The organism is Arenimonas sp. MALMAid1274 (assembly GCF_049195245.1).
Taxonomy (GTDB): domain Bacteria; phylum Pseudomonadota; class Gammaproteobacteria; order Xanthomonadales; family Xanthomonadaceae; genus Arenimonas.
The window spans coordinates 228545-244999 of the sequence record NZ_JBMIRR010000027.1 but is presented as its reverse complement, the minus strand read 5'-3'; the positions used below and the strand labels follow the sequence as shown (position 1 = coordinate 244999).

Annotated in this window: 17 protein-coding genes and 1 tRNA gene; 2 read left to right on the top strand and 16 right to left on the bottom strand. The window is 69.9% G+C overall.

Features of this window, described 5'->3' with window-relative positions:
• Positions 1 to 41: 41 nt before the first annotated feature.
• The 6 genes from ACOQFR_RS09540 to ffh all read right to left on the bottom strand — a co-directional run bounded on the left by ACOQFR_RS09540 (position 42) and on the right by ffh (position 4102).
• Positions 42 to 446, bottom strand: coding sequence for an RNA-binding S4 domain-containing protein (locus ACOQFR_RS09540; RefSeq protein WP_421381284.1), 405 nt, complete (start codon positions 444 to 446; stop codon positions 42 to 44).
• Between the two features lie 102 nt (positions 447 to 548).
• Positions 549 to 911: a 50S ribosomal protein L19 gene (gene rplS / locus ACOQFR_RS09535; protein WP_421381282.1), complete on the bottom strand. Its 363-nt coding sequence runs from the start codon at positions 909 to 911 to the stop codon at positions 549 to 551.
• Positions 912 to 1024: 113 nt separating this feature from the next.
• Complete coding sequence (gene trmD / locus ACOQFR_RS09530; RefSeq protein WP_421381280.1) at positions 1025 to 1783, bottom strand: tRNA (guanosine(37)-N1)-methyltransferase TrmD; 759 nt, start codon at positions 1781 to 1783, stop codon at positions 1025 to 1027.
• Positions 1784 to 1802: 19 nt separating this feature from the next.
• Positions 1803 to 2309 carry a ribosome maturation factor RimM gene (gene rimM, locus ACOQFR_RS09525; protein ID WP_421381278.1) on the bottom strand — a complete coding sequence of 169 codons (507 nt, stop codon included), beginning with the start codon at positions 2307 to 2309 and terminating at the stop codon, positions 1803 to 1805.
• Between the two features lie 34 nt (positions 2310 to 2343).
• Positions 2344 to 2598, bottom strand: coding sequence for a 30S ribosomal protein S16 (gene rpsP, locus ACOQFR_RS09520; protein WP_421381276.1), 255 nt, complete (start codon positions 2596 to 2598; stop codon positions 2344 to 2346).
• A 130-nt stretch (positions 2599 to 2728) separates the two neighbouring features.
• Positions 2729 to 4102: a signal recognition particle protein gene (ffh, locus tag ACOQFR_RS09515; RefSeq protein WP_421381274.1), complete on the bottom strand. Its 1374-nt coding sequence runs from the start codon at positions 4100 to 4102 to the stop codon at positions 2729 to 2731.
• A gap of 109 nt (positions 4103 to 4211) precedes the next feature.
• Between ffh and ACOQFR_RS09510 the strand changes: the two genes are divergently transcribed.
• Both ACOQFR_RS09510 and ACOQFR_RS09505 read left to right on the top strand, forming a co-directional pair.
• Positions 4212 to 5009, top strand: coding sequence for a cytochrome C assembly family protein (locus ACOQFR_RS09510; RefSeq protein ID WP_421381272.1), 798 nt, complete (start codon positions 4212 to 4214; stop codon positions 5007 to 5009).
• The gene (locus ACOQFR_RS09505; RefSeq protein WP_421381270.1) at positions 5006 to 5470 is read left to right on the top strand and encodes a hypothetical protein; all 465 of its coding nucleotides are present in this window, start codon (positions 5006 to 5008) and stop codon (positions 5468 to 5470) included. Before ACOQFR_RS09510 ends, ACOQFR_RS09505 begins: the two co-directional genes overlap by 4 nt.
• Here ACOQFR_RS09505 and ACOQFR_RS09500 read toward each other — a convergent pair.
• The 10 genes from ACOQFR_RS09500 to murJ form a co-directional block, all read right to left on the bottom strand.
• Positions 5467 to 6018, bottom strand: coding sequence for a GNAT family N-acetyltransferase (locus ACOQFR_RS09500; protein WP_421381268.1), 552 nt, complete (start codon positions 6016 to 6018; stop codon positions 5467 to 5469). The genes ACOQFR_RS09505 and ACOQFR_RS09500 overlap by 4 nt on opposite strands.
• Positions 6015 to 7412, bottom strand: a complete 1398-nt coding sequence (gene radA, locus ACOQFR_RS09495) for a DNA repair protein RadA (protein ID WP_421381266.1) — start codon at positions 7410 to 7412, stop codon at positions 6015 to 6017. Before radA ends, ACOQFR_RS09500 begins: the two co-directional genes overlap by 4 nt.
• A gap of 81 nt (positions 7413 to 7493) precedes the next feature.
• On the bottom strand, positions 7494 to 8300 hold the full coding sequence (locus tag ACOQFR_RS09490) for a metallophosphoesterase family protein (protein WP_421381264.1): 807 nt from the start codon (positions 8298 to 8300) through the stop codon (positions 7494 to 7496).
• Positions 8297 to 9253: a diacylglycerol/lipid kinase family protein gene (locus ACOQFR_RS09485; protein ID WP_421381262.1), complete on the bottom strand. Its 957-nt coding sequence runs from the start codon at positions 9251 to 9253 to the stop codon at positions 8297 to 8299. The genes ACOQFR_RS09490 and ACOQFR_RS09485 overlap by 4 nt, the downstream gene beginning before the upstream one ends.
• Before the next feature lie 195 nt (positions 9254 to 9448).
• Positions 9449 to 9524, bottom strand: a tRNA-Thr gene (locus tag ACOQFR_RS09480).
• Between the two features lie 37 nt (positions 9525 to 9561).
• On the bottom strand, positions 9562 to 10512 hold the full coding sequence (ispH, locus tag ACOQFR_RS09475; protein ID WP_421381260.1) for a 4-hydroxy-3-methylbut-2-enyl diphosphate reductase: 951 nt from the start codon (positions 10510 to 10512) through the stop codon (positions 9562 to 9564).
• A 7-nt stretch (positions 10513 to 10519) separates the two neighbouring features.
• Complete coding sequence (gene lspA, locus ACOQFR_RS09470; protein WP_421383257.1) at positions 10520 to 11032, bottom strand: signal peptidase II; 513 nt, start codon at positions 11030 to 11032, stop codon at positions 10520 to 10522.
• Complete coding sequence (gene ileS / locus ACOQFR_RS09465) at positions 11029 to 13812, bottom strand: isoleucine--tRNA ligase (protein ID WP_421383255.1); 2784 nt, start codon at positions 13810 to 13812, stop codon at positions 11029 to 11031. Before ileS ends, lspA begins: the two co-directional genes overlap by 4 nt.
• A 59-nt stretch (positions 13813 to 13871) precedes the next feature.
• The gene (locus ACOQFR_RS09460) at positions 13872 to 14828 is read right to left on the bottom strand and encodes a bifunctional riboflavin kinase/FAD synthetase (RefSeq protein ID WP_421381258.1); all 957 of its coding nucleotides are present in this window, start codon (positions 14826 to 14828) and stop codon (positions 13872 to 13874) included.
• Between the two features lie 27 nt (positions 14829 to 14855).
• Positions 14856 to 16418 (bottom strand): murein biosynthesis integral membrane protein MurJ, encoded by a 1563-nt coding sequence (gene murJ, locus ACOQFR_RS09455; protein ID WP_421381256.1) that lies wholly within the window; start codon positions 16416 to 16418, stop codon positions 14856 to 14858.
• Positions 16419 to 16455: the final 37 nt, after the last annotated feature.

Sequence of the window (16455 nt, the reverse complement as noted above, 5' to 3'; positions counted from 1 at the left end):
ATCCCCCATGGCCCTGGCGACGGAGTGTAGGGCAGCCGCGCTCAGAGTGCGTCGAGGTCGCCCAGCGCCTGGATCAGCCGGCGGGCGCGCTTGTCGGGTTTTCCGGCGGGGGCGCGGTAACCGGCGTTGGCGGCACGCCGTTCGGCGGCCAGGCGCAGGCGGGTTTCACGCGACTCATCCGATTCCGAATACAGCAGGGCCGCGGCGGAGGCCGGCCCGCGCTTGCCGCTGAGCGCCAGCACCTGCACTTCGAAGACGTCCTCGCCGCGCTGCAGTCGCAGGGTCTCGCCGGTCTTGAGCAGGCGCGAGGGCTTGGCGCCCTGGCCTTGCACGTGCACCTTGCCACCTTCGATCGCAGCCTTGGCCAGGGCGCGGGTCTTGTAGAAGCGTGCTGCCCAGAGCCAGAGGTCCAGGCGCACCGAAGCGCTGTCCGGGGCGAGATTCATCGCGGCAGTCTCGTGCGGGTCATCGGACTTTTCATGGGGGCGCGGGCGCAGAAAGCAAAACGGCCGCCCTGGGGCGGCCGTTCGCGTGGAAACCAGGATACGTCAGTCGTTGGAACGCGACGCGCCCAGGTCTTCCTTGATGCGCGCCTTCTTGCCTTCCAGGCCACGCAGGTAGTACAGCTTGCCGGCGCGGACCTTGCCGCGGCGCTTCACCGACACCGAGTCGATGATCGGGCTGTGCGTCTGGAACACGCGCTCGACGCCGAAACCGTGCGAAATCTTGCGCACGGTGAAGGCGGAGTTGAGGCCGGCGTTCTTGATCGCGATGACCACGCCTTCATAGGCCTGCACGCGCTCGCGGTTGCCTTCCTTGACCTTCACGTTGACCACGACGGTGTCGCCGGGGCCGAAATCGGGCAGCTTGCGCTGCGACTGCTCTTGCTCGAACTGCTGGAGGAAATTCATGGTTACACGCCTTTGATAGTTGTTTGATATGCGCGCCAGAGGCCCGTAACCGTGCTTGGCTTTGGTGGAACAGCTCGCAAGTATAGCCTGCCAAGCCCTTGAAGGGGAAGGGGTTACCCGCCCGCCGGGTGGTCCGCCCGCCACTGGGTGATGAACTGCTCGAGCAGGGCCCGGTCGGCCCGGTCCAGGCCGGCCCGGGCCAGCAGGTCCGGGCGCCGCAGCCAGGTCCGGCCCAGGCTCTGCTGGCGGCGCCAGCGGCGGATGGCCGCGTGGTCGCCGGACATCAGCACCGCCGGCACGCCCCCGGTGCCCTCGGCCTCGGACCGGGTGAAGTGCGGGCAGTCCAGCAGGCCGTCCTCGAAGCTGTCCTGCAGCGCGGAATCGGCGTGGTTCAGCGCGCCCTCCTGCAGCCGGCCGACGGCATCGATGACCACGGCCGCGGCCAGTTCGCCCCCCGACAGTACGTAGTCGCCGATGGACAGCTCCTCGTCCACCTCGCGGGCGATGAAGCGCTCGTCCAGGCCTTCGTAGCGGCCGCAGAGCAGCACCAGCCGCGGTTGCGCGGCCAGCTGCCGCACCTTGGCCTGGGTCAGGCGGGCGCCCTGGGGACTGAGGTAGACCACCGGTGCCGCGGCCGGGTCGGCCGCCCGCACCGCGGCCAGGCAGGCCGACAGCGGTTCGGCCAGCATCACCATGCCAGGCCCGCCGCCGAACGGCCGGTCGTCCACGCGGCGGTAGGCATCGGTGGCGTAATCGCGCGGATTCCAGCCGTGCACGGCCAGCAGCCCGCGCTCCTGCGCGCGCCCCACCACGCCCAGCGCGGCGCTGTCGCGGATGAAATCGGGAAACAGGGTGACCACGTCGATGCGCACGGCGGCTCCTGCCGTCAGCTCAGAAGTCGGGATCCCAGTCGACCACGATCAGGCCGGCCTCGAAATCCACGGATTTGACGAAGGTGTCGGTGACGAAGGGCACCAGCCGCTCGCGCTCGCCGGAGATCACGATCACCGGGTTGGCGCCGGTGTCGAACAGGTGCGACACCGTGCCCAGGGACACGCCTTCCACCGTCTGCACGGCGAGGCCTTCCAGGTCCACCCAGTAGTACTCGCCGGGCCGCGGCGGCGGCAGCCGGTCGCGCGTGACCCAGATCTCGGCGCCCTTGAGCGCCTCGGCCTGCTCGCGGTTTTCCACGCCCGGGAAGGTGGCGATCACCAGCTTGCCGGTGTCGCGGCCGCGCACGCCGGAGACCTCGCGCTCGGTGTCACCGGAGCGGAGGATCCAGGGCTGGTACCTGAAGATGGCCTCGCGGGGATCGGTCCAGGAGAGCAGCTTGAGCTCCCCCCGGACGCCGAAATCGCCGGCGACCCTGCCCAGCAGGATGCGGCGATCGGTGCTCATGGCATCAGGCCTCGCGCGGGGCGAGGCCGAAGGCTCAGGCCGAAGCCTGGGCCGAGACTTCCTTGAACAGCACGCGGACCTTGTCGGTCAGCTGCGCACCGTTGGACACCCAGTGCTTGACGCGCTCGGTGTCGAGCACGACGCGCTGCTCGGTCGCCGTGGCGATGGGGTTGTAGTAACCCACGCGCTCGATCGAACGGCCATCGCGCTTGTTGCGCTGGTCGGTGACGACGATGTGGTAGAAGGGACGCTTCTTGGCGCCACCGCGGGCCAGACGGATCTTGACCATGTGAATTCGCTCTTTATGCAGTTCTGAAACAGGAAGCCCGACCGCAACCGGCCGGGGGAATCGCGAATTCTAACCCCTTGTCCGCCCGAAGGAAACCCTTGGGGCCGGATCGGGGGCCCGGCGCCCGGCCTCAGCGGCCCGGGAAGCGCCCGGGCATGCCGCCGCCCATCAGGCCCTTCATGCCCCGCATCATGCCCTTGATGCCGCCCTGGGACAGCTTGGACATCATCTTTTCCATGTTCTGGAACTGCTTGAGCAGCTTGTTCACGTCGGCCGGGGTGGTGCCCGAGCCCCGGGCGATCCGGGCCCGGCGCGACCCGTTCAGCAGGCCCGGATTGCGCCGTTCCTTCTTGGTCATCGAGCCGATGATGGCCACCATGCGCGGCACTTCCTTGCCGGTCACCTTGGCCTTCACGTCGTCCGGGATCTGGCCCATGCCCGGCAGCTTGTCCATCAGGCCGGCCAGGCCGCCCATGTTCTGCATCTGCTCGAGCTGGTCGCGCATGTCGTTGAGGTCGAACTTCTTGCCCTTGGCGACCTTCTCGGCCAGCTTCTGGGCCTTGTCCTTGTCCACCTGCTGCTCGACCTGCTCGACCAGGCTGAGCACGTCGCCCATGTCCAGGATGCGGCTGGCGGCGCGGTCGGGGTGGAACACATCCAGGCCGTCGGGCTTCTCGCCCACGCCCACGAACTTGATCGGCTTGCCGGTGATGTAGCGCACGCTCAGCGCGGCGCCGCCGCGCGCGTCGCCGTCGGTCTTGGTCAGCACCACGCCGGTCAGCGGCAGCGCCTCGCTGAAGGCCTTGGCGGTGTTGGCGGCGTCCTGGCCGGTCATGGCGTCCACCACGAACAGCGTCTCGACCGGATTCACCGCCGCGTGCAGGGCCTTGATCTCGGCCATCATCGCGTCGTCGATGGCCAGGCGGCCGGCGGTGTCGACGATCAGCACGTCCACGAAGCTCTTGCGCGCGTCGGCAATCGCGGCGCGCACGATGTCCTCGGGCTTCTGCGAGGCATCGGAGGCGAAGAACAGCACGTCCACCTGCTGGGCCAGCGTGCGCAGCTGCTCGATCGCGGCCGGGCGGTAGACGTCGGCCGAGACCACCATCACCTTCTTCTTCTTGCGTTCCTTCAGGTGCTTGGCGAGCTTGCCCACCGTGGTGGTCTTGCCCGCGCCCTGCAGGCCGGCCATCAGGATGATCGCCGGCGCCGGCACATTGAGGTTGAGCTCGCTGGCGGCCGAACCCATCACGGCCGCCATCTCGTCGCGCACGACCTTGATCAGGGCCTGGCCGGGGGTGAGGCTGGTCAGCACTTCCTGGCCGACCGCGCGCACCTTGATGCGCTCGATCAGCGCCGACACCACGGGCAGCGCCACGTCGGCCTCGAGCAGGGCGATGCGCACTTCGCGGGTGGCCTCGCGGATGTTTTCCTCGGTGAGGCGGCCACGGCCGCGCAGGCGCTGGAGGGTGCCGGACAGGCGCTGGGTCAAGGACTCGAACATGGGGTCTGGTGTCATGCCACTGGGGGGCGGAAGTATAGCGCGGGGCGCACGACGGCCGGCTTTGTCGAGAATGGTTCTCACCTTCGGGCGCCTGTGCCAAACTCCGGCGATGCCCGCCCTTGCCCTCAGCCTGTTCGCGATCACCCTGTACGCGCTGGCCAGCCACCAGCTGGCGACGCGCCCGTTCGGCGCGCGGCCCGACAGCCGGACGTGGCTGCTCCCGGCGGTGCCGGCCGTGGTGCTGCACGCCGCGCTGCACCTGGTCGCGTGGCGCCTGCTGGGCGGACCGGACCTGCATTTTTTCGCCGCGATGTCCCTGGTGGGCCTGGGCATGGCCGCGCTCACTACCCTGCTCGGCCCGGCCCAGCGCATCGAGGCCCTGGGCATCTTCGTTTTTCCCCTGGCATCACTGGTGCTGGCGGCTTACGCCGTGTTCGGCGGCGGCCAGCCCCGCGAAGACCTGGGCTGGCCATTGAAGCTGCATGCACTGCTGGCGCTGCTGGCCTACTCCACGCTGGCCGTGGCCACCCTGATCGCGATCATGCTGTGGTTCCAGGAGCGCGCCCTGCGCCAGCGCCAGCTGGGCGCCTGGCAGCGCATCCTGCCGCCGCTGACCCAGGTCGAGACGCTGCTGTTCCGCAGCCTCGGCGCCGCTTTCGCCCTGCTCAGCCTTACCCTGCTCACCGGCGTGGTGTTCGTGGACGACCTGTTCGCCCAGGGCCTGGGCCACAAGACGGTGCTGTCCATCCTGTCCTGGATCGTGCTGGCCCTGCTGCTGTTCGGCCGCTGGCGCTGGGGCTGGCGCGGCCCGCGCGCCGCCAAGCTCACCCTGGTGGCAATGGCGCTGCTGCTGCTGGCGTTTTTCGGCAGCAAGTACGTCTACGAGCTGGTGCTGCAGCGCGCATGAAGAAAGCGCTGGCGGCGCTCTGCCTGCTGTTGCCGATGGCGGGCTGCGCCACGCTGCCGCCCGAGCGCGCGCTGGACCCCGGCGCGGTGCAGGTCACGGTGCTTGATCGCGACGCGGCCAGCGGCATCGTGCGGCTGGCGCTGGAAAACCGCTCCCGCGAACCGCTGGCCTACCTGTGGACGTACGTGTCGGTCTCGACCACGCCGCGCGCCGGGCTGCGCGAAAATCCACTGGACGCCACCGGCGACCAGCGCGCCATGGCGGGCGCCGCCGTCGAAATTCCGCTGGGTGCCGGACGTCGCCAGATCATCAGCTTCCCCTGCACCGCTGACGGCCTGTGCCGTGATCCGGACGCGCACGTGGGCATCCACCTGTGCCGGCCCACCGGCTACTGCGGCGAGTTTGAAATCGTCTGGTCCGGCAACAGCCTGGCCGAAGCCGGCGCGCGCGCCGCGCCCTAGCGGGCGAGCCGGGCCAGCCGCGCGCGATCGATACGCGCGAACACCACGTGGTCCTGCACCTCGCCGCCGCGGATGGAGCGCGCCTGCATCACGCCTTCGCGCTCGAAGCCCGCGCCTTCCAGCACCCGGATCGACGCGATGTTGGCGGTGGCAGCGTAGGCGCCGACGCGCGCCAGGTCCCAGCGCGCCATCACGGCGGGCACCAGCACGCGCACGGCGGCAGACACGATGCCGCGCCGCCAGTACGCGGCGCCCAGCCAGTAACCCAGCTCGCCGGAATGCGCGAATTCGCCGGCGCCGCGGCGCACGCCGATGCCGCCGACCGCCTGGCCGTCCACCTCGATGGCCCAGCCTTCCGGCTCGGGCTGGCCGGCCAGGAAATCGAACCAGGCATCGGCATCCGTCGTGCGATAGGGATGCGGAAACCGTGCGGAAAGAAACCGCGCCACCCGCGCGTCATCGGCATGGCGCAGCAGCGAGGCGCGATCACTGCGGACCCAGTCGCGGATCCGACCCGGGCCAAAATCCAGGTCCAGGCCCGCGCTCATTCCGCCGCCGCCTCCATCGCCTCCGACAGCCGCTCCACCGCGATCACTTCCATGTCCTTGAACGTGCCCTTCTTGGGGGCATTGGCCTTGGGCACGATGGCGCGCCGGAACCCGTGCGTGGCAGCTTCCTTCAGGCGCTCCTCGCCGTTGGGCACCGGACGGATCTCCCCGCTCAGGCCGACCTCGCCGAAGGCCACGGTCTTTTCCGCCAGCGGCCTGTCGCGCAGCGAGCTGAGCACCGCCAGCAGCACCGGCAGGTCGGCCGCGGTTTCCTGCACGCGGATGCCGCCGACCACGTTCACGAACACGTCCTGGTCGAACACGCCGACCCCGCCGTGCCGGTGCAGCACCGCCAGCAGCATGGCCAGCCGGTTCTGTTCCAGGCCCAGCGCCACGCGGCGCGGATTGGCCAGCGGGCTCTGGTCCACCAGTGCCTGCACCTCTACCATCAAGGGCCGGGTGCCTTCGCGCGTGACCATCACCGCGCTGCCCGGCTGCGGCGTGCTGCTGCCCGAGAGGAAGATCGCCGAAGGGTTGGGCACCTCGCGCAGGCCCTTGTCGCCCATCGCGAACACGCCCAGCTCGTTGACCGCACCGAAGCGGTTCTTGAAGGCGCGCAGCACGCGGAAGCGGCTGCCCGACTCGCCTTCGAAATAAAGCACCGCATCCACCATGTGCTCGAGCACGCGCGGGCCGGCGATGCCGCCTTCCTTGGTGACGTGGCCGACCAGGAACACGCTGGTGCCGGTTTCCTTGGCGAAGCGCACCAGCCGCGCGGCGCTCTCGCGCACCTGGCTTACCGAGCCCGGCGCGGCGGTCAGCAGCTCACTCCACAGCGTCTGGATCGAGTCGGCCACCAGCAGGCGTGGCGCGGGCCTGGCTGCGGCCGCCTGGCCCAGGATCTTTTCCACGCAGGTTTCGGCCAGCGCATGCAGGTTGTCCAGCGGCAAGCCCAGGCGCTGGGCCCGGCCCGCCACCTGCGCCAGGCTTTCCTCGCCGGTGACGTACAGCGCGGGCACGTGCGCCGACATCAGCGCCAGCGCCTGCAGCAGCAGGGTGGACTTGCCGATGCCCGGGTCACCGCCCACCAGCACCACCGAGCCTTCCACCAGGCCGCCGCCGAGCACGCGGTCGAGCTCGCCGATGGTGGTGGACACGCGGACCTCGGCGTCCTGGCTGACGTCCTTGAGCGCGACCACGCCCGCCGCTTCCGGACGGCCCGCCCAGCTGCCCTGGCGCGCCGGGGTGGCGCCGCCGCCCTTGCCTGCGGACGCGGGCTCGACCACGAATTCGCTCATCGTGTTCCAGGCGCCGCATTCGCCGCACTGGCCCTGCCATTTGCTGGCCGAAGCGCCGCAATCGGTGCAGACATAGGCGGTCTTGGCTTTGGCCATGGGGCGGACGTTCCTGCGTGGCGGATCAGGCAGCCAGTGTAGCCGCGCGCGGTCGCAGGCAACGAGACAGGTGGACGGTGATCAGGCCGGGCTTCTGTCCAGGGCCATCTCGACCCGTTCGGCCATCAGGAAACCGCTGCCCTCGAGGTAATCCCAACGCTCGGTGAAGGCGAAGCCCGCGCCCGTGGTCTCCACCAGGTTCACCGAGTTGGGCAGTCCGTCGCGCACGCGCGTGGACACGGCCGTACCCGCCTGCACGCACCAGGCGCGCCGGCGCAGGGTCGGGTAGCGCGCCGACAGGGGCCGGATGAAAGGCAGGTGGATATGGCCACCCATGACCACGTCGGCACCGGCCTGCACCCAGGCGTGCACGGCGGTTTCGTGGCCGCGCGCCAGGTTGTGCTCTTCGTGGCGATAGGGAACATCCAGCGGCTGGTGCGTCACGACCACGCGCAGTTGCCCCGGCGCGGCCTGGCGCAGGCGCGCGGCGACCCGCTCCACCTGCGCAGGCGAGACTTCGCCATTCTTGTGCCGGTAGCGGCGGGTGGTCTTCACCGCCAGCACCAGCAGGTCGGGCAGGTCCAGCTCGGGCTCCAGCGCGTCGCCAAACGTCCGGCGGTAAAGACGGTAGGGATTGAACAGGCGCGTCGCGAGGTCGAACAGGGGAATGTCGTGGTTGCCTGGAATCACCACGTGGCGCGCGATCGCCAGGCGGTCGCACAGCCTGGCCGCGGCGTCGAACTGCGAACGTCGCGCGCGCTGCGTGATGTCGCCCGACAGCACCAGCACGTCCGGTCGTTTCGTCTCAGCGAGCGCGGCCAGCGCCTGCACCACGTCCGCGCGCTCGGTGCCGAAATGCGGATCCGAGACCTGGAGCAGCAGGCTCATTCCACCGCCACCCGGTCCTCGGGGCGCGGCGCCAGCAGGGAAAGCGGCTCCGGCGACACATCGAATACCAGGGGCGGGGTCATCCACAGGATCTCGCCGTCGATCGCCACCTTGCTCCTGCGCTGGCCGCGCGGCTGCACGGTCAGGCGCCGGAAAGCGAAGCTCTCCACGTTGTCGGCATCGCCCAGCCGGCCCAGCGCGCCGCGCAGGGCCAGGCCCAGCATGGACCACGTCCCGGTGGGTCGAACCATCACGCCGGCCAGCCTGCCCTGCTCCAGCGCCGCTTCCTCGGCGATCCCGATGCGTTCGAGCTGCAGCTGGTTGTTGCCGACGAACAGGGTGGGCGTGCGCACGCTGCGGCGCTGCCCTGCCGTCTCGATGTCCAGCTGCAGCTGGCGGCGATGGCTCAGCAGGGTGCGAAGCCCCGAGAAGAGCGCCACCCAGCGGCTGCGCCCCATCTGTTTCTTGGCCGCCTCGCGGTCCTGCAGCACCTGCGGATACAGGCCGAGGCTGGCGTTGACCAGAAAAACGCGGCCGTTCACCCGACCCACCTGCACGGGCTCGACCTGGCCGCGCAGCAGCGCGCGGGTGGCGACCTCGATGTCCTGGGAAATGCCGTTGACGCGCCCGAAATAGTTGAAGGTGCCCTGCGGCAACACGGCGTAGACGCAGCCGCTGCCGAGCACCGCCTGCGCCACCGCATTGAGGGTGCCGTCGCCGCCCACCGCCACCACGATGCCCTGGTCCTGCTTAGCATGGCGTACTGCTTCAGCGGCCACCTCGCTGATGCGCGACGGGTCGTCGATGCGCAGGAACTGATGCGCCCGGCCGGCCTCGTCCAGGATGCCGGCAATGGTGGCGATGGTCTGCTCGCCATCGTGGCTGCCGGACGCGGCGTTGATGACGATGTGCAGGCGTGCGTCGGGCGCGGCGGTAGCGGGCGTAGTGGTCATCCGACTAGCCTAGGCGCTGGCCCGTTAGTGCCGAATCAAAAATCCCCGGGCAGTTTGCGGCGGCACCCTCATGCGCAATGCACTGCGGACGCGATCCGCAAAACAAAAGCCCGCCGAAAGGCGGGCTGATGGCCGGGCTCCGGCAGCAGCGCCGGGCTCGTGCCCACACGTCCCGGTCGGTCCGTGCGGGGGTGATGGTGCCGGAAATAGGAATCGAACCTACGACCTACGCATTACGAATGCGCCGCTCTACCAACTGAGCTATTCCGGCGGAAGGCGCGAATTCTAGGCCTTGCGGCCGGTCCGGGTCAATTTACCAGGCTGATGCGCAGTTCCTTGGGCAGGGCGAAGACCACGTTCTCCGGCTCGCCCTCCAGGTGGTCCACCAGGCCGGCGCCCAGTTCGCGCAGCCGCGAGACCACGCCCTGCACCAGCACTTCCGGGGCCGAGGCCCCGGCCGTGACGCCCACGCGGCTGGCGCCGGCCACCCAGGCCGGGTCGATGCACTCGGCGCCGTCGATCAGGTAGGCCGCGGCGCCCTGCTTCTCGGCCAGCTCGCGCAGGCGGTTGGAGTTGGAGCTGTTCACCGAGCCGACCACCAGCACCACCTCGCAGCGGCCGGCCAGCAGGCGCACGGCGTCCTGGCGGTTCTGGGTGGCGTAGCAGATGTCGTCGTGCTTCGGCCCCTGGATCGCGGGGAAGCGGACCTTCAGGGCCTGGATGATTTCCTGGGTGTCGTCCACCGACAGCGTGGTCTGGGTGGTGTAGGCCAGCTGGTCGGGCTGGTTGACCTCCAGCGTGGCCACGCCGCCCACGTCCTCGACCAGGTAGATGCGGCCTTCGCCATACTCGCGCTTCCACTGCCCCATGGTGCCTTCCACCTCGGGGTGGCCGGCATGGCCGATCAGGATCACGTCGCGGCCGGCGCGGCAATGCCGCGCCACTTCGATGTGCACCTTGGTCACCAGCGGGCAGGTGGCGTCGAACACCTTCAGGCCGCGGCGCTCGGCCTCGATGCGCACGGCCTGCGACACGCCGTGCGCGCTGAAGATCACGGTGGCCCCGGCCGGCACTTCATCGAGTTCTTCGACGAAGACCGCGCCGCGCTGGCGCAGGTCCTCGACCACGAAGCGGTTGTGCACGACTTCATGGCGCACGTAGATGGGCGCGCCCAGCGACTCGATCGCGCGCTTGACGATCTCGATGGCGCGGTCGACGCCGGCGCAGAAACCACGGGGATTGGCGAGCAGGACGTCCATGGCGGAATTATCGGCCCTTTTCCGGCGCGGTATCCGATCCGAAGCTGAACAGCACCAGCAGCACCGCGCCCACCACGATGCAGGCATCGGCGATGTTGAAGGCCGGCCAGTGCGGCCAGTCGGAGAAGCCCAGGTACCAGTCGATGAAATCCACCACGTAGCCGTAGCGCACGCGGTCCACCAGGTTGCCCAGCGCGCCCGCCACCACCAGGGCGTAGGGCAGCGCGGTGCGCCAGTCGGCGCGCGGCGTGCGGGCCAGCAGGCCCACCAGCACCGCGCTGATCACCACGGCCAGGCCCGCGAAGAACCAGCGCTGCCAGCCCCCGGCATCGGACAGGAAGCTGAAGGCGGCGCCGTAGTTGTAGACCAGCGTCCAGTTCCAGAAGCCATCGATCACCGGCACCGGCTGGGCGTACTGCAGCCTGGCAAGGGCCAGCCACTTGCTGGCCTGGTCGGCCACGATCAGCACGGCCGACAGGCCCAGCCAGGACAGCGCGCTGGGACGCGAGCGTGACATCAGAACCACCGCCGCGTTTCGCCGGCGCCGCTGACGTTGGCCACGCAGCGACCGCACAGCTCGGGATCGTCGGCGTGGCTGCCCACGTCGGCGCGGTAGTGCCAGCAGCGCACGCACTTGGCGTGGGTGGTGGATACGGCATGGATCCAGGGACCCGCCCCGCCCTCCGGGCTGGCGGCCACCGGCTTGAGGTCGAAGCGCGAGGTGATGAAGAAGAAGCGCAGCTCGTCGGCCACCGGGGCCAGCAGGGACAGGGTGGATTCGTCGGCATAGAGATCCACCTCGGCTTCCAGCGAAGCGCCGATGGCGCCGTTGGCGCGCATCGGCTCGAGCACCTTGCTCACCGCCTCGCGCAGGGCCAGCAGGCGGTCAAAACCATCGGCCGACAGCACGCCGTCGGCCGGCAGCGGCGCCAGGCCTTCGTACCAGGTCGCGAACAGCACATTGTCCTCGCGCCGGCCCGGCAGGTGGTTCCAGAGTTCGTCGGCAGTGAAGCTGAGCACCGGCGCCAGCCAGCGCACCAGCGCCTCGGCGATGCGGTACATCGCACTCTGGGCCGAGCGTCGTCCTTCGCTGTCCACCGGCATCGTGTACAGGCGGTCCTTGGTCACGTCCAGGTACACCGAGCCCAGGTCGCCGGTGCAGAAGTTCTGCACCTTGGCCACCACGGCGGCGAAGTCGTAGCGTTCGTAGGCGGCCTGGATGTCCAGCTGCAGCGCGTGCGCGCGGTGCACCGCCCACCGGTCGAGCAGCAGCAGGCGATCGTTGGGCAGCAGGTGCGTGGCGGGATCGAAGCCGTGCAGGTTGCCGAGCAGGAAGCGCGCGGTGTTGCGGATGCGGCGGTAGGCGTCGGCCGTGCGCTTGAGGATCTCGTCCGACACCGACATCTCGTTGCGGTAGTCGGTGGACGCGACCCACAGGCGCAGCACGTCGGCGCCCAGGGTGTCGTTCACCTTCTGCGGCTCCACCGTGTTGCCGATAGATTTGGACATCTTGCGGCCCTGCGCATCCACGGTGAATCCGTGCGTCAGCACCTGGCGGTAAGGCGCCTGCCCGTCCATCGCGATGCCGGTGAGCAGCGAGCTCTGGAACCAGCCGCGATGCTGGTCCGAACCCTCAAGATAAAGATCGGCGGGCTTGTGCAGGCCGTGCGCGGCGCGCGCGGCGAGCACGCCCTCATGCGTCACGCCCGAGTCGAACCAGACGTCCAGGATGTCGGTGATCTTGTGGTAGTCGCCGGCTTCGGCGCCCAGCAGTTCGGCCGGATCCAGCGAGAACCAGGCATCGGTGCCGGCGGCCTGCACCCGGTCGGCGACCGTGCGCATCAGCTCGACCGAGCGCGGATGCGGCTCGCCGCTGACGTTGTGCACGAACAGCGCGATCGGCACGCCCCAGGTGCGCTGGCGGCTGATGCACCAGTCCGGGCGGCCCTCGATCATGCCGTTGATGCGCGCCTCGCCCCACTCCGGCACCCAGCCGACCTGCTTGATCGCAGCCAGCGCGTCCGGACGCAGGCCGGCCTGCTCCATCGAAATGAACCACTGCGGCGTGGCCCGGAAGGCCACGGGCGACTTGTGCCGCCAGCAGTGCGGGTAGCTGTGGGTGAGCTTGCCCGAGGCCAGCAGCACACCGCGCTCGGCCAGCAGCGCGGTGATGGTGTCGTTGGCCTTCCACAGGTACTGGCCCGCGAAGATGGGCGTGCCCGGCAGGTAGACGCCGTTGCCGCCCAGCGGGTTGATCTCGGGCGCGCTGTACTTGTCCATCAGGCCGTACTTGAGGCTGACCTGGTAGTCCTCCTGGCCGTGGCCGGGCGCGGTGTGCACGGCGCCGGTGCCGGCGTCGGTGGTGACGTGTTCGCCCAGCAGCAGCGGGATCACGCGCTCGTAGAAGGGATGCTGCAGCACCAGGCCCTCGAGGGCCGATCCGGTCGTGCGGCCGAGCACCGTTGCCGGGCCCGCGCCGTAACGCGCCAGGGCCTCTTCCGACAGCGCCTCGGCCAGCACCAGCAGCTGGCGGCGTCCGGCGCGGGCCGGGCCTTCCACCAGCACGTAGTCGATGTCGGCGCCCAGCGTCACCGCCAGGCTGGCCGGCAGCGTCCAGGGCGTGGTGGTCCAGATCGGCACGGCCACGATCGCATCACCCGGCTCGACCCCGAACTTTCCCGCCAGCGCCTGCGGGTCGCGGGCGTCGTAGGCCACGTCCACCATCGGCGAGGTCTTGTCGGCGTATTCGATCTCGGCTTCGGCCAGGGCCGAGCCGCAGTCGAAGCACCAGTGCACCGGCTTGACGCCGCGCGCCAGGTGGCCGCGTTCGATGATCTTCGCCAGCGAGCGCAGCATGTCGGCTTCGAAGGCGAAGTCCATGGTGCGGTAGGGATGGTCCCAGTCACCCAGCACGCCGAGGCGCTGGAAATCCTTCGACTGCCCGGCGATCTGCTCGCCGGCGTACTCGCGGCACTTGGCGCGGAACTGCGCGGCGTCGAGCTTGTCGCCAACCTTGCCGTGCTTCTTCTCCACCACCAGTTCGATCGGCAGGCCGTGGCAGTCCCAGCCCGGAACATAGGGCGCGTCGAAGCCGGACATCAGCCGGGACTTGACCACCATGTCCTTGAGGATCTTGTTCACCGCATGGCCGATGTGGATCGAGCCATTGGCATAGGGCGGGCCGTCGTGCAGCACGAACAGCGGCCGGCCCTTGGCGTGCGCACGCACCTGGGCGTACAGCCCCTGCTGCTGCCAGCCGGCCAGGATGCCGGGCTCGCGCTTGGGCAGGTCGCCGCGCATCGGGAACGCCGTCTCCGGCAGGCTGATGGTGTGCTTGTAGTCCTTGCCGCCGTTATCGGTCACGCCAACGCTCCGCGTTTTTCCATGTCGTGGCGCAGCACGCGCCGGGCTTGCGCCGCATCCAGGTCCATCTGCCGGACCAGGGCGGGCAAATCGTCGAACTTCTCTTCATCGCGCAGCTTGGCGACGAACTCCACTTCGATGCGGCGGCCGTACAGGTCGCCGTCGAAGTCGAACACATGCGCCTCGAGCAGCGGCTCCACGCCCTGCACCGTCGGCCGGGTGCCCAGGCTGGACACGCTGGCGCGCGGCTCCGGCCCGATGCCATGCACCCAGGTGGCGTAGATGCCCGACAGCGCCGGCCGCTTGCCCGCCAGGCGAAGGTTGGCCGTAGGGTAGCCGAGCTTGCGCCCCAGCTGCTTGCCGCGCACCACCTTGCCGGAGATCGCGTAGCGCCGGCCCAGCACGCGGGCCACGCCCTCGAGGTCGCCGTCGGCCAGCCGCTGCCGCAGCACCGTGCTCGATACGCGCTCGCCGCCGGACTGCACCGGGGCGATCGCCCCGGCCTGGAAGCCGAGTGCCTCGCCCATCTGCTCAAGCAAGGCCAGGTCGCCCCGGCGGCCGTGGCCGAAGCGGAAGTCCGGGCCCACCCACACTTCCCGCGCCGACAGCCGCTGCACCAGCACGCGCTGCACGAACTCTTCCGCGCCCATCGCGGCCATCGCCGCGTTGAAGCGCAGCAGTCCGACCGCGTCCATGCCCAGCGCACGCAGGCCCTCGAACTTGGCGCGCGGCAGCAGCAGCCGCGGCGGGGCCTGCTTGCCGCCGAAGAATTCGCGCGGCAGCGGCTCGAAGCTCAGGGCCACCGCGGCCAGCCCGCGCGCACGGGCACGCGCCAGCACGTGGCCGACCAGGGCCCGGTGCCCCGGGTGGAGGCCATCGAAGGCACCGATGCAGACCACGCTGCCCTGGGGGCAGGGGGACCTGCCCTCGACGTCGCGGAACAGCTTGCTCATGCGCAAAAGTATAGCGTCAGCGGCCGCTCAGGCCTCGCGCACGTGGCGCGGGCGCAGGCCGGCGGCCAACAGGCCCAGGCCATAGGCCAGGGCGCCGGCCGCCACCACGCCCAGCAGCCAGGCCACGCGCAGGTACCAGGGGCCGAGCTGCGCCCAGTCGCCAAGCTGCACCCGGGCGGCCACCACGGCCGCGGCCATCAGCACCGAGGCCAGTCCGATCTGCAGGAACAGGCGCAGCCAGCCTTCGCGGGCGCGGTACACGCCCTGCCGGATCAGGTAGCGCCAGAGCAGGGCCGCGTTGGCGATGCCGGCCAGCGCGGTGGCCAGCGCAATGCCGCCATGGGCCGCGCCATAGCCCCAGTACCAGAGCGGCGTCACCAGCAGGGCCGTCAGCACCACGTTGATGAAGACCGTGATCACCGCCGCCCGCATCGGCGTGCGGGTGTCCTGCCGCGCGTAGAACGCCGGCAGCAGCACCTTGCTGAGCATGAAGGCCGGCACGCCCACGCTCATTGCGATCACGCTGGCCGCCACCATGTCGGTGTCGCGGGCGCCGAACTGGCCGTACTGGAACAGCGTGGCGCACAGCGGTTCGGCCATCAGCGCCAGGCCCAGCGCGGCGGGCACGCTGACCAGGGCCACCAGCTTCAGGCCCCAGTCCAGCGCCTGCGAGTAGCCGGCGGTGTCGGTGTCGGCGAAGCGGCGCGAGAGGTGCGGCAGGATCACCGTGCCGATCGCCACGCCGAACAGGCCCAGCGGGAATTCCACCAGCCGGTCGGAGTAGTACAGCCAGGCCTGCGCGTTGACGATCAGCAGGGACGCGAACATGGTGCCCACCAGCAGGTTGAGCTGGGACACCGACGAGGAAAAGATGGTCGGCAGCATCAGGCCGAACACCTTGCGCACGCCCGGGTGGCGGAAATCCAGCCGCATCCGCGGCGCCATGCCCAGCCGGCCCAGCGCCGGCCACAGCAGCAGCAGCTGCAGCAGGCCGGCGATGAACACGCCCCAGGCCAGCGCGAACTCGCGCACCTCGAAATACGAGGCCAGGCCCACCATCGCGGCGATCACGCCCAGGTTGTGCAGCACCGGCGTGAAGGCCGGCAGCCCGAAGCGGCGCATGCTGTTGAGCACTGCGCCCGCCATGGCCGTCATCGAGATGAAGGCCAGATAGGGAAAGGTGATGCGCAGCATGTCGGCCGTCAGGGCCACCTGCTCGGAATCCTTGCCCGCGAACAGCAGGAACAGCCGGGCGATCCAGGGCGCCAGCAGCATGCCCAGGCCGGTGATGGCCAGCACCACCGCCAGCAGGGCGCCGGCCACGTGGTCCAGGAAATCCTGCAGGGCGGCCTTGTCGCCGCGCTGGTGCAGCTCCGACAGCACCGGCACGAAGGCCGAGGCGAACGAGCCTTCGGCGAAGATGCGGCGCAGGTAGTTGGGGATGCGGTAGGCCACCACGAAGGCGCTGACTGCCGGGCCGGTGCCGAACAGCGTGGCCTGGATCTGGTCGCGGGCCAGGCCGGCCAGGCGCGAGAGGAAGGTCATGCCGCTGAAAACCGCGGTCGAGCGCAGCAGGCCGCCCCGGCTCATGGCCCTGCCCTCCGGGCGCTGCGGGGGAATTGACTCA

Excerpts from the sequence above, each read along its gene's own strand:
- rimM (WP_421381278.1), bottom strand. The coding sequence starts at position 2,309 with ATGAGCACCGATCGCCGCATCCTGCTGGGCAGGGTCGCCGGCGATTTC.
- ispH (WP_421381260.1), bottom strand. The coding sequence starts at position 10,512 with ATGGACGTCCTGCTCGCCAATCCCCGTGGTTTCTGCGCCGGCGTCGAC.
- rpsP (WP_421381276.1), bottom strand. The coding sequence starts at position 2,598 with ATGGTCAAGATCCGTCTGGCCCGCGGTGGCGCCAAGAAGCGTCCCTTC.
- ffh (WP_421381274.1), bottom strand. The coding sequence starts at position 4,102 with ATGTTCGAGTCCTTGACCCAGCGCCTGTCCGGCACCCTCCAGCGCCTG.
- radA (WP_421381266.1), bottom strand. The coding sequence starts at position 7,412 with ATGGCCAAAGCCAAGACCGCCTATGTCTGCACCGATTGCGGCGCTTCG.
- ileS (WP_421383255.1), bottom strand. The coding sequence starts at position 13,812 with ATGCGCGGCGACCTGCCCAAGCGCGAGCCCGGCATCCTGGCCGGCTGG.
- ACOQFR_RS09510 (WP_421381272.1), top strand. The coding sequence starts at position 4,212 with ATGCCCGCCCTTGCCCTCAGCCTGTTCGCGATCACCCTGTACGCGCTG.
- ACOQFR_RS09490 (WP_421381264.1), bottom strand. The coding sequence starts at position 8,300 with ATGAGCCTGCTGCTCCAGGTCTCGGATCCGCATTTCGGCACCGAGCGC.
- ACOQFR_RS09460 (WP_421381258.1), bottom strand. The coding sequence starts at position 14,828 with ATGAGCAAGCTGTTCCGCGACGTCGAGGGCAGGTCCCCCTGCCCCCAG.
- rplS (WP_421381282.1), bottom strand. The coding sequence starts at position 911 with ATGAATTTCCTCCAGCAGTTCGAGCAAGAGCAGTCGCAGCGCAAGCTG.
- ACOQFR_RS09500 (WP_421381268.1), bottom strand. The coding sequence starts at position 6,018 with ATGAGCGCGGGCCTGGACCTGGATTTTGGCCCGGGTCGGATCCGCGAC.
- murJ (WP_421381256.1), bottom strand. The coding sequence starts at position 16,418 with ATGAGCCGGGGCGGCCTGCTGCGCTCGACCGCGGTTTTCAGCGGCATG.
- ACOQFR_RS09540 (WP_421381284.1), bottom strand. The coding sequence starts at position 446 with ATGAATCTCGCCCCGGACAGCGCTTCGGTGCGCCTGGACCTCTGGCTC.
- ACOQFR_RS09505 (WP_421381270.1), top strand. The coding sequence starts at position 5,006 with ATGAAGAAAGCGCTGGCGGCGCTCTGCCTGCTGTTGCCGATGGCGGGC.
- ACOQFR_RS09485 (WP_421381262.1), bottom strand. The coding sequence starts at position 9,253 with ATGACCACTACGCCCGCTACCGCCGCGCCCGACGCACGCCTGCACATC.